Origin of the sequence: Flavobacterium sp. 5 (assembly GCF_002813295.1) — a bacterium.
Classification (GTDB): domain Bacteria; phylum Bacteroidota; class Bacteroidia; order Flavobacteriales; family Flavobacteriaceae; genus Flavobacterium.
In genome coordinates, this window is the sequence record NZ_PHUE01000001.1 from 2,952,784 (window position 1) to 2,966,007 (window position 13,224).

At 30.9% G+C, this 13,224-nt stretch carries 7 protein-coding genes; 3 read left to right on the top strand and 4 right to left on the bottom strand.

Going from position 1 to position 13,224, the window contains the following annotated elements:
* The first annotated feature begins 33 nt into the window (after nucleotides 1-33).
* The 3 genes from CLU82_RS12100 to CLU82_RS12110 all read left to right on the top strand — a co-directional run bounded on the left by CLU82_RS12100 (nucleotide 34) and on the right by CLU82_RS12110 (nucleotide 4,209).
* Nucleotides 34-1,557, top strand: a complete 1,524-nt coding sequence (locus CLU82_RS12100) for a RagB/SusD family nutrient uptake outer membrane protein (protein WP_100843341.1) — start codon at nucleotides 34-36, stop codon at nucleotides 1,555-1,557.
* 10 nt (nucleotides 1,558-1,567) lie between these two features.
* A complete protein-coding gene (locus tag CLU82_RS12105) occupies nucleotides 1,568-2,680 on the top strand; it encodes a hypothetical protein (protein WP_100843342.1) in 1,113 nt (370 codons plus the stop codon).
* A 137-nt stretch (nucleotides 2,681-2,817) separates the two neighbouring features.
* A complete protein-coding gene (locus CLU82_RS12110) occupies nucleotides 2,818-4,209 on the top strand; it encodes an endo-1,4-beta-xylanase (RefSeq protein ID WP_100843343.1) in 1,392 nt (463 codons plus the stop codon).
* Nucleotides 4,210-4,478: 269 nt separating this feature from the next.
* Here the strand turns inward: CLU82_RS12110 and CLU82_RS12115 are convergent, their stop codons facing one another.
* From CLU82_RS12115 to gcvP, 4 genes are all read right to left on the bottom strand, one after another.
* Nucleotides 4,479-6,002 (bottom strand): DUF6770 family protein, encoded by a 1,524-nt coding sequence (locus CLU82_RS12115; protein ID WP_100843344.1) that lies wholly within the window; start codon nucleotides 6,000-6,002, stop codon nucleotides 4,479-4,481.
* 25 nt (nucleotides 6,003-6,027) lie between these two features.
* The gene (locus CLU82_RS12120; protein ID WP_100843345.1) at nucleotides 6,028-7,254 is read right to left on the bottom strand and encodes a M48 family metallopeptidase; all 1,227 of its coding nucleotides are present in this window, start codon (nucleotides 7,252-7,254) and stop codon (nucleotides 6,028-6,030) included.
* A 296-nt stretch (nucleotides 7,255-7,550) separates the two neighbouring features.
* A complete protein-coding gene (locus CLU82_RS12125; protein WP_100843346.1) occupies nucleotides 7,551-10,178 on the bottom strand; it encodes an AAA family ATPase in 2,628 nt (875 codons plus the stop codon).
* Nucleotides 10,179-10,342: 164 nt separating this feature from the next.
* Nucleotides 10,343-13,192, bottom strand: coding sequence for an aminomethyl-transferring glycine dehydrogenase (gcvP, locus tag CLU82_RS12130; protein WP_100843347.1), 2,850 nt, complete (start codon nucleotides 13,190-13,192; stop codon nucleotides 10,343-10,345).
* Nucleotides 13,193-13,224: the final 32 nt, after the last annotated feature.

Consider the following 13,224-nt stretch of genomic DNA (forward strand, 5'->3'; position numbering starts at 1 on the left):
GATTAATAGTCGTTAAAATAAAAAATAATAGTTATGCAAAAACATTTTAAACTTTTTATGATAGCAATGCTGATACCATTACTGTCTTTATTTTCCTGTTCAGATGAATTTTTGGATGCACCATCTGAAAATCAATTGACACCCGCTGATTTACCAGAAGGAGTTACAGCTTTTGATGGAATCGCCGAAAGTTTGTATTTTAAGCCTTGGTTTACTTTTAATGATAAATTCTTAATTGCCGTTGGAGATATGTATGCCGGTAATGCTTTTACATTTGATGGTGCTTATGCACAATTTTTAAATGCACAAGTAACATCACAAAACCCAATTTTAACAGAAGGATATATTTCTTTATTCTCAGTAGTAGATCAAGCAAATAATTTAATGAGTTTGGTTGAAGACAGAAAAAGTGAATTACCGGAAGCAGCATACAAAAATTCGATAGCAATATCTCGATTTATGAGAGCAAATGCTTATTTCTATTTGGTAAGAACTTTTGGAGCAGTTCCTATTGTTGCCAAAGCGGGATCTGCACCGCAGCCAAAAAGAAATCTTGTTGAGGATATTTATAAATTCATCAAACAAGATTTAGAATACGCAGCAGCAAATTTACCTGAAACGTCGGCAAAGAAAGGATATGTTAACCAAACGGTAGCCAAGGGCATTCTCGCAAAAGTACATTTAACGCTACATGAATATGCAGAGTGTGCGAGTTTGACCCAGGAAATTATGGGAAAACAATATTCACTAATTGAGCAATACGGAGATATGTTTAGCAGTCCGGAAAACGATAATAGTGCAGAAAGTATGTTTGCGCTGCAATGGAAAGCGATTGCTACAGAATGGGGAACTCAAAACACAAATCAGGCGTATATAGTTCCCAATGGTACTGGAATAACTGGCGGTGGTGACGGATGGGGAGTTTACCTGCCTTCTATCTCATTGCAAAGTGGATTTGAAGCAAACGATAGCAGAAAGAAGAGTACTATCATGACTGATGGGGACTTTTATCCAGAATTGTTAAAAAAACAAGGGGGTTTCAAGTATAAAAAAATACTATCTTCTACAGGAGCAAATTTCAGGAAGTATATTGTGGGTTCTGCTGCAGAAAGAAACGATGTGTTTTTTATGAGAACATCACAAAACACAATTATATTAAGATATTCTGATATTTTATTAATGCATGCCGAGGCTATTTTAGGAGGAGGAAATTCTACATCCGATATATCAGCATTAGATGCCTTCAATCAAGTTAGAACCAGAGCAGGATTACCAACTAAAACAATACTTACAAGAGACGAGTTGTTTAATGAAAGACGAATTGAATTTGCACTTGAAGGACAATATTTCTTCGACTTAAAACGTCGTGGTTTGGCAGAAGCAACAGCAATTATTTCGCAACAGGAAGTTGGCTTTTATTCTGATGATGACAGAACAGTTTTAGTTTCTAGAAAGATAACTCCAACTAGCGATTATTTTGAATTGCCATTGCCACAATCTGCAATTGATACTAATCCATCATTGTTAGAACCACCAGTTCCTTTTAACTTCAATTAATTTTTATACTATGATAAATAAAATAAAATATAGCATTATGTTTCTTTTGACTTTAGCTGCTTTTACGGCTTGTCAAAATGACGATGTAGTTACTACAAATGTAGAAGCAATGGTTGCTGAACCAGGAGACTTACTTAATCAGGCCTTCCCTCTCAATAAAATTAGAGTAGAAGGTGAAGGTTTGTCTGGATTAAAAAAAATCACTCTTGATAATAAAATTGATATCAGTTTTAATCCTACCTATAATTCAGACAAAGCGTTTATTTTTACTATTCCTTTTGATGATAAACTAGGAAGTAGATTTGGAGTACAACCAATCACATTTGTAACTGCGACTGGTTCGGTTACTAAAGATATTGAGATTTTACAGCCTACTCCAACTATTGCAAAAACGGTTCCAGCTGTAGCAACTCCTGGTTTCCCTCTAGCGATCGAAGGCACTTGGTTTTATAATGTTTCTTCGGTAACATTAGGAGGAAAAACAATCAGTTATTCTGTAAATTCATCTTCTTCAATTATTATTGGTTTACCGTCTGATGCGGTTTCAGGGTCAGAGTTGATCATTACTACTCCAGGCGGTACAGCAAAAAAAGTAATAGAATTTGAAAAACCTCCGCTAATAGTTATTGTTTCTAATTTTGATGGAGGTGGTGTCCGAGAATCTTGGAGTGCTTATGGTGATATAGATTCTTTTAATGCAACTACTGCTGGCGGACCAACAGGTAATTATGCAACGCTTACTTGGACTGGATCAACTGTCAATGGTTACAATGGTAGTAGTGCTGGTGGTGGAGCTAGTTTTTTAAGTAATTCAAATACTGATGCTACAAAAACTTTTATAGAAATTGATGTGAGTGCAAATGTTGTAGGAGCCCAGTTTGCCATTCAATTGAATACTATTGATAATGTAAACTATGGTTATAACTTCAAAGTAACAGATGTAAATTGGTCTACTAAGACTATATTACTTTCTGATTTTAAAGATAATTATGGGTTTGGGGCCAATTCAGCTGCGGCATTGGATGCTACTAAAGTTAATGAAATTAAAGTTGGTATCGCTCAGGGAGATACACCAAATCCTAGTGTAATAAAATACGATAACATTAAGGTTCGTTATAAATAAACGGATTGATTTAAAAGGTTGTTGTCACACAGCAACCTTTTATAAAAAGTAAATCACATAATCTTAAAAATATTTAGGTAAATAATTAGATAGATTATTCTCATTAGTATGAATAATCTACTATAAGAAATAATAATATGAAAAATAAAATTTTAATAATTTTTTCTAGCATTTTCTTCATGTTGAATTCTTGTTCAAGTGAAGATAACGCAGCTGCTAGTAATTTAGAAACACCTATTGCAAATGCAGCAAAAGATGTTAATGATGCAGGTTTTAAAGCCAAATGGAATTATGTTTCCAAATCCCAGAGCTATCTTTTAGATGTTTCTATAAGTGGTGATTTTACAACTTTTGTAGAAAATTACAATTCAAAAGAAGTAACGGATTTAAATGAAATTGTAGTTGGTTTAAATGGTGGGACTCAATATTTTTATAGAGTTAGAGCCAAAAATGACTCACAAATTTCGGGTTATTCAAATGTAATTAGTGTTATTACTACAGGTAGTAGTACTATTCCTGAAGACCCTACTTTTTTAAAAGTTAAGGCAAATAAATTAGCAAATCCGTTTTTTGTTGGTATGGCAGTGAAGGCCGACCAATTAGTGAATGGAAGTAAATATGATGCAATATTAAAAAATGAATTTAGTAGCATTTCTGCGGAATATGAAATGAAAATGAATCCAATTTCTACAGCAAGTGGCGTTTACAACTGGACTGCGGCAGATAAAATTGTTGCTTACGGAAATGCTAATGGCATCAATGTACACGGTCATGCTTTGGTTTGGCATAATGCAGTACCAACGTGGTTAACTAATTTTTCTGGAACTGATGTACAATTTGCTGCCGAAGTAAAAAAATACATTACCGATGTTGTTACTCATTACGCAGGAAAAGTAAAATCTTGGGATGTAGTTAATGAAGCAGTTGACGACAACACAGGAGAGTTGAGAAATACTATTTTCCTTCAGCGAATGGGGCCAAACTATGTTAAAGATTGCTTTCAATGGGCTAGAGATGCTGCAAATGCGGCAGGTGATAAAAATTTATTATTATTTTATAATGATTATGCTACTTCAACAAATATTCCTAAACAGAATAAAATGTTCTCAATAATAGATGATTTAAAAACAAGTAATCTTATTGATGGAGTAGGTTATCAAATGCACAACACTTATTTAAATCCAACCAAAATCCAAATAGAAACGGATATTAATAGAGCTGTCGCTAAAGGTTTAAAAATTCATATTTCTGAGTTGGATATTCAAGTAAATCCAACAAATGACATTACCTCTTTTACCAATGAAAGAAGACTGGCTCAAAAAGAAAAATATAAAGAGATTGTCAAAATATATAATGCAATTCCTGCGGCAAACAAATATGCCTTAACAATCTGGGGGATGAAAGATGATGAATCTTGGATTCCTTATAGCACAGATTTAAATCACGTAGGAAACGATTGGCCTTTATTGTATGATTCTAATTTTGCTCTTAAAAGTGCTCATACTGGATTCCTGGAGGGGTTGGATTAATTTCTAGAAATTGTTTCAAAACAATGCAAGATCTTGATAATTGTTTTTTGAGACTCATTAAATAGACCTCAAATAATTAATTTATATAAAGAAGCCGTCACAATATTAGTTTGAGACGGCTTCTTTTCTTTTTAAAATATAAATTTTAGTTTTCGATGTAAGTTCCAGTTGGAGTACAGCTGCATACTAGTTCTGCTTCCAAAAGTATTCACATGATTTTATCAGAATTTATTTTTGAGATATGAATCTTATTGTATTCAATTAAGGTATTATTTAATATTTAGTTTTTCTAAGTGTAGATTAATTGCTTTGTCTTTTTTATTGTATTCAATTAGAGCTACATAGCCTACTTTTCCTGCCAATACTCTAAAATCGGTATCTTCATTAGATAAATAGATTTTATCTTGAGAGAGTGCACCTTCATCATAAATAATTGTTTTAAAAGCAAATTTGTTTTTCTCACCTGAAAGTCTTTCGTAATCTACAAAACAAGAATAAAAACGATCGTTCTTTTTGTCGATTTGTGTAAAGACAAAGTCAAAAGCACCTTGATTTTTTAATGCATTTGCATTAAGCTGTGGGCTTCCAAAATCGGTTAGACAAGGAACTCTTGATTTTCCTTTTTCAAAAACTTTGATGTCTTTTAATTTAAAGTCACTATCAAATTTAAAAGCTACTGCATCTGTTATTGTTAATTGCGTTGTAGCAGATTGTCCTCTACTTAAGACAGCCATTGCAATACCGCTTGCACTTGCAGTTTTCTTGTATTTTTCTCCTATCGCATAGATATCACCTGCTGCAGTTTTTACGATACTATGAAAATAAATATGACCAATTTCTTTGTCTCCATTTTGAGGTTTGTAAAATTTACTTACATCATCTTTCCAACTTACTAGAACTTCTTTATTAGTCTGTCCAGATAAGTTAATTTCTTCCGAAAAAAGACCTAGACTTTGATCATCAAAAATATTATCACCTTCTTTAAAATACTCGCCCAATAATACTACTGCGTTATTATTGTTTATGTAAGCATTCGATATCATTCTTGGTTTTTGGTCTTTACTGTATTCTCTATCAAATAGAAGTTTACCAGTATTTGCGTCTATTACAAGTGTTTTTATGGTAACTTTTCTTGAGAAAGCACTGCTACGTGAAAATTCTAAAGCTACAACTACGCTTTCATTTACTTCGATTGGATTGATCATCAAGATTTCTTGTGAATCTACAGGAGAATTAAATTCCCAAGATTTCCCTCCATCTGTTGGGTAGTATTTTAAAGAATATCCTATTTTTTTATTATCGGCAACTTTGTTAAATAAAAAACCTTTATTATTAACTGGGAAAAGAATATTGAAATCGCCCGAAGCTTTCATCAATTCAATCCATTTTATTTCTTTGCTTTCCAAAGGAATATCTATCGATGCGCTTTGTTCTGCTTTTTTATCGAAGGTAAGTAAATTGATTTTTTTTTCTTTATAATTGGCTAAAGCAAACATCATAGCTTGGTTATTAAAGCTGCTTTTCATTAAAAAGGTATTCTTGTTATTTACGTACGTTTTTTTTGCAACTTCAACTAAATTGTTGTCTAGTATTTGAATTGCAAATTCGCGATCTCCTTTTTTAAGTTTGTCAACTTCATAAAAGAAATAATATCCATCTACATCTTTTTCTTTATTGTAGATCACTCCAGAATTTTTAGATACGAAGGTATTAACTTCGTTGATTTTTTTTGTCTGTGCGACAGCTAGATTTGCGGCAAGAGACATTAAAAGTAAACAAGTAATTTTTTTCATTAGGGGGAATTGATTTAAATTTATATTAATTTTGGTTTAGATTTTTAAAGAAATTGAATGAATCCTGAAAAGCGACACTGTCCTTAATTTTTGATTCATTTTCGAGACAAAAATAGTAGCCTATTTTTCGAATGTTTTTCAATTCTAAATTGTTTAAAAACGATCGTATTTCATTAATGTTTTTTTCTTCGGAAAACGGATTGACTCCTTCTACATATTTCCCAAAGGTGTGTTTTTCTTTTAATAAATAGACTTTTTTAAACAGGTAAGCTATTGAAATACAGAATTCTGATTCCGAAATTTCGTTTTTTTCATGCAGGGATAATAATTGGTATAGCGCTAAGTCCAATCTGAGGTCATCAAAATAAATTTTCACACTGTTCTCTAAAGCTTTTTTTTGCAGTTTACTCAATTCTGAAGTATTTGGACTTGTTGAGGTGAATTTAAAATTTGTATTTAAATTTTCAATCCTAAGTGGGATGTCAGGATGTGTTTTCAGAGAGTCTTTATTGAATTTTAAATCATTGGCACTTTCTGTAATATTGAATAATTTTTCATCAGCACTAAGCCAAACTTCTTTAAAGGGATATTCCTTAAAATCAAAATTTTGTTTTAGATCTGCATGAGTCTTAAAAAACATTGTATTAGATAAATCTAATTTTTTAAGAGCATTAACCGAAGCTTGTTTATTATAATCGGTTTTATTAAATAGAACAAAACCTAAAGAGTCAGCCTGAATTTCAGCGCCTCTGCTTTGTTTCATGAAATTATATTCAAGATCTTTTAATAGTGCAGAAACAGCTGCTCTACGCCCGTATGTTTGATTAGCTGCTTTATTTATTGAATGTTTGGTTTCTTTTGAGTTATACGTATCTATGTATTCATTGATAGATTTGTCATTATGCTTTAATATATGATGTGCCAACTCATGGCAAATTATAAATGCCAGTTCGTCATCATTTTCAATTAATGTAAACAAGCCAAGATTAATGGAAAAGGTGCCGTTTCCATAACAAGCCGCATTTGGAATCATCGATTTATTTATAAAAAAATAAAAGTCATCATGATTGATTTGAGGATTTGAAAGATATATTTTGGAAAGAATTGTTTTTATTGATTGCTGAATCGTTTTGTCAAATATAAACGTACTGTCCTTTACTTCTTTTAAAAATGAAGTTTTTCTCTCAAGAAGTATTTCTTTGACCAGCTTTTGTTTTTTAATTTCAAAATTACCTGCCTTTTTATTAGACATTGTGGTAAGATAATTTTTTAAAGAATCAATATTTTGAGGAGTATAATTTAGATGAGTTTGGGAGTAAGACTTGCTAATAAGTAAAAATATAAACAAGAATCGGATTAATCTTTTCAACTATTTTATAGGATTTGGTTTGATAATACAAGTGTAATAAAAAAGCCCCGAAATATCGAGGCTTTTTACTTTATTTTATTAAATTTTTCTAGCTTTCCATGTAAGCTTCAATAGGAGCACAGCTGCAAACTAAGTTTCTATCTCCAAAAGCATCATCAGCTCTACTAACAGAAAAAAAGTTATTCGCCAGTATATCTTACAAAGTATTTAGTTTCCACAACGTCTTTAAAAGATTTTTCATAAACGACTTCTATAATATGATTATTTTTAGTAAAATCATCAACTTCATTTTCTTGATTTAAATCTTCTAACCAATCTTCTGTAAAAACTTGGACATCATTAAATTTTACATTTATGAATGTATTATTTTCGAAAAAATTAATTTTATAAAAAGAGCATTCAGTAAAATTGACATTAACGAATTTGTTATTTCTTATAATACAATATGAAATTCCACAACAATTAAAATTTGTATTTATAAAATCATTTTCAATTAGATATTTTAACTCTTCAACCTCATTGAAATTTACATTATCAATCTGTTCATGTATTAATTCATGTAGAAAATGTAAGTCTTCTTCAAAATCAATATAACTAAGATTATGATTAAATATATTTATTTCTGATAAGGAAAATAAGAATCGATTTATATTTGTATTCGTTTTTATTTGATATTTAAAGTTCTTTTTTGATGAACTTATAATAATCCAAAATAGGTTGAATATCGAAACTGATTTTTCCAATGAAGTTAGGCTATTATCTTTATTTGAATATTCTAATAAGAAATCATCTTCAGATAATTTATAGAATATTTTTATGGACTGATTAAAAATAGCTTTCTTAATTTCATCATTTTCATTTTCAAGGATGTTTACTAAATTGTTTCTTATTGAGTAACTGAATTCCTTTTGTCCAACTAATCGATCTAATAAATCAAAGTAAACTTCTTTAGATACATTTTCATATTCGTCTTCATCATCTAATTCTTTTTTTAATAGTAAATTTTTATTCTCTTCCCAAATATATTCAGCTGTCAGATATTCCCAAAGAGAATTATGGAAAAACTCAATAGCAGTTTCTGTTGTTTTATTATTTTTAGCTTCTTGAAAGTAAAAACTAATTAATAGATATTTGTTAATTTCCTTGATGTCTTCTTTAGATTTAGACAAGTCTTCATTAAAGCATCTTTTAATAAATTGTTTAGTTGATTGTAAGTCTGATAATTTATCTAAAGTAATATATAGGTTAGGAGATTGGTAAATTTCAAACGCAATGTTTCTAATATAAGCTTTTAAATATTTTGTATAAAGTTTGTAATCTTCTTTTACTTTTGGTTTAATGTAATCTAGTTGTCCTCTTTGTTTATCCCAACTTCTTTTTGCAAGTGAATCAAAAATTTTGTCATAAATATTTGCTCGAGAGTCTTTTTCTTCAATGTCAATGTCTGCTATGGCAATGAAGTATATTAAGACTGCTTGTTGTAAAAGTTCTTTAATATGTACATATTTTTTTTCAGTTAAAATATTACTGATTTTATTTAAAAATTTATTGTTCGGGTAGAATTTTTTAAATTTTTGCGCGTATGTGGAAATCTGATTATCGTTTAAAACATCCAACTGACAGACTAATGATTTGTCTAAACAAGGTTCATTTATCTTTAAATAATTTAGTCTTGATGTGAGTATTATTTTTAAGTTAGTGTTTTGCTGTGTGGTTTTATTTAAACGATCATAAAGATTTTTCAAGTCCATATCGTTTAAACCACCTGCCATATACGCCTCATCCAAACCATCTAAAAGTAGAATACAGTTATCTTCTTCAAAATTTATATTTTGTGTTAAATACTTGTTTACAGTATTAAAAGTGCTGTCTATGAAGTCTTTAGATATTAAGTCTCTGATTTTTACAAAATAAATAGGTATATTAGGTAATCCTTGGCAACTTTCTAAATATTCATAAATAAGTTTGTAACAGAATGATGTTTTACCTTGTCCAGGTTGACCTAACAAAAACAACATATTATAATTTGTTTTTAAATCAGGATGTTGAATTCCTTTTAAAAAGTAGTCGCTTAAAAAATCATGTATTGAGATTTCTGTTTTTGGACTTTCAAAATCATCAAAATTATCTTCTACTCTGATATCAGTGTTGTTCTTGTAAATTTTAAAATAGGGGTCAATATATAAATCTTTTAATGATTCATTTGATTCTTCAATATCAGGTTGTAATGGGTTTGTATAGAAATCTTTAATTTTTTTATAGTAATTTAAGATTTTATCAAAGTTTATATTTTGATCATGAATTGGATTTTCAAAAAACTCAACTAATTCCATATAAGAATCTTTATTTTCTTGAAATTCATTTTGAAGATTATTTCTGTAAGCAGTATAATATTCATATTCAAAATTTTCAGGTAAATAAATTTGTAATAGATTTAAATTCTGTTTAAATAATTTAAAAGATTGTTTTAAATATTCAGGATTATGTTTTATTATGTCTTCAAAGAAATCTTTTGTAATAGTAATTTCTTGTTCAAAATAGTTTTTAATATTGATTTCAAATTGGTTCGTTATAATAGATAAATTTTCAGTTTTATCAAGAATTTCTTGTCCTAATTTTTTTTTAAGTTCAAGATTGGTTGCTTTAAAAGTGTTGAATAAAAGTAAAAAAGCTTTCATTTCTTTTGAATTATCAATCTGAATAAGTTCAGTTAATGAAGTCCCAAAATTGAAATCAAAAATATTTTTAATTGCTTCTTTTATATTAAGTTTAGCTGTATAGTCAGAACAATTTAATTTAATTTCCATATTTTTAAGTGTAAAATAATTTAGGATGATTTGTATTTAATCTGTTTATATTCTATTTCAAATATATGTTTTTGATTATTAAAATATCTATTAATTTTATTTGATTGAATAAAAAATGCCTCGAAATAGTTCCGAGGCATTTTTTAATGTTGAGTTTTTATATTTTAGCTTTCCATGTAAGCCTCAATAGGAGCACAACTACAAACTAAATTTCTGTCACCATATGCATCATCTACACGACGAACTGATGGCCAAAATTTATTTTCAGCTATGTATTCTAATGGATAAGCTGCTTTTTCTCTAGAGTAAGGGAAAACCCAATTATCAGTAGTTAACATTGCCAATGTATGAGGTGCATTTTTTAATACATTGTTTTTATCATCGGTTGTTGAAGCTTCAATCTCTTTTCTAATTGAAATAAGAGCGTCACAAAAACGATCTAACTCTGCTAAATCTTCAGATTCAGTTGGCTCAATCATTAAAGTTCCCGCTACAGGGAAAGAAACAGTAGGAGCGTGGAAACCGTAATCCATCAAACGCTTAGCGATATCACCAACTTCAATTCCATTTTCTTTAAACGAACGACAATCTAAAATCATTTCGTGAGCTGCTCTTCCGCATTCTCCAGTATAAAGAATTGGGTAGTGTCCTTCAAAACGAGCTTTCATGTAGTTCGCATTCAAAATTGCATGTTCAGTAGCACTTTTTAATCCTTCAGCGCCCATCATTGTGATGTAACCGTAAGAAATTAAACAAACTAAAGCAGATCCATAAGGCGCAGATGAAATAGCTGTAATAGCTTGTTCTCCACCTACTTTTAAGATTGGGTTTGTTGGTAAAAAAGGAACTAATTTTTCGTTCACACAGATTGGTCCAACTCCAGGTCCACCACCACCATGAGGAATAGCGAATGTTTTGTGTAAGTTTAAGTGACAAACGTCAGCACCAATTGTAGCTGGATTTGTTAAACCAACTTGAGCGTTCATATTGGCACCATCCATATATACTAATCCGCCATTATCGTGGATCAATTTTGTGATTTCAATAATTGAAGATTCAAAAACTCCGTGAGTAGAAGGATACGTTACCATTAAACAAGATAAATCATCTTTATGTTCAATTGCTTTTTCTCTTAAATCTTCTACATCAATATTTCCTTCTGGAGTAGTTTTAGTAACGATGATTTTCATTCCGGCCATAGCTGCAGAAGCAGGATTGGTTCCGTGAGCTGATGAAGGAATTAAACATACATTACGGTGGCTATCACCTCTTGACAAGTGATAAGCACGAATAGCCATTAAACCTGCATACTCTCCTTGAGCGCCAGAGTTAGGCTGTAATGTTGTTCCTGTAAATCCAGTAATTACATTTAATTGCTCTTCTAATTTTTTAAGCATCGTGATATAACCTTCAGCTTGCTCTACTGGTGCAAAAGGGTGAATGCTATTCCAATTTGGCATTGATAAAGGAAGCATTTCTGAAGCAGCGTTTAATTTCATAGTACAAGAACCTAATGAAATCATCGAATGATTCAATGATAAATCTTTACGCTCTAATTTTTTGATGTAACGCATTATCTGACTTTCTGAATGATGATTGTTGAATACATCATGCGTTAAGAAAGATGAAGTTCTTTCTAATGAAGCAGGTAATTGGCTTGCAGTACTTAATTCAGAAACAGTAAAAGTTTCTTTTCCTAAAGCTTCAGCAAAAATGACAATAATTTGGTTGATGTCATTAATTGAAGTTGTTTCGTTTAATGAAATCGAAATTGAATCAGCATCAGGATAGAAGAAGTTTACTTCGTTTTTCTCTGCGATAACTTTTACTTTTTGAGCATCAGCTTTTACTAAGATAGTATCAAAGTAAGCAGTATTTGTTTGGTAAACCCCTAATTTGTTTAAAGCTTCAGCAGTAGTAACTGCAGATGCGTGAACTTTATTTGCAATATATTGTAATCCTTTTGGTCCGTGGTAAACCGCGTACATTCCAGCCATAACCGCTAGTAAAACCTGAGCAGTACAAATATTTGAAGTTGCTTTTTCACGTTTAATGTGTTGCTCACGAGTTCCTAAAGCCATACGTAAAGCACGGTTTCCATTTACATCAATCGAAACTCCAATAATACGACCTGGCATAGATCGTTTGTATTCGTCTTTAGTTGCAAAAAATGCAGCGTGAGGACCACCATAACCCATTGGTACACCAAAACGTTGTGAAGTTCCAACCACTACAGCTGCTCCCATTTCTCCTGGAGAAGTTAATGTCGCTAATGATAAAATATCAGCAGCAAAAGCTACTTTTATTTCATTTTCTTTTGCTTTAGCAACAAAAGCGCTATAATCGTGTACCTGACCATACTTTCCTGGATATTGTAAAATAGCACCAAAGAACTCATTTGAAAAATCAAAAGTTTCATGGTTACCAACCACTAATTCAATTCCAATAGGAGTTGAACGTGTTTGTAATATTGATAAAGTTTGTGGTAAAATTTCTTCAGAAACGAAGAATTTATTTATGTTGTTTTTCTTTTGATCACGTGTACGAACATCAAATAATAAAGCCATAGCTTCAGCTGCCGCAGTTCCTTCATCTAATAAAGAAGCATTAGCGATTTCCATTCCTGATAATTCGATAACAGTAGTTTGGAAATTTAAAATAGCTTCAAGACGACCTTGTGCAATTTCAGCTTGGTAAGGTGTATAAGCCGTATACCATCCTGGATTTTCGAAGATATTTCTTTGAATTGGAGCCGGAACGATAGTTGGATGATAACCCAAACCAATATAGGATTTGAATACTTTATTTTTCTTTCCTAATTCCTGAATATGATTTGCAAATTCGTATTCCGTCATTGCAGGATCTAAATTCAAAGGTGCTTTTAAACGAATGTCGTCTGGAAGGGTTTCGTAAACAAGTTGTTCGATCGATTCAACTCCAATGGTTTGTAACATGTGTTGAAGATCTGTTTCTCTTGGACCAATGTGTCTTAAAGCAAAAGCATCTGTTCTCATTTGTAGCTATCTATTTTTTAAAAAAGAAATGT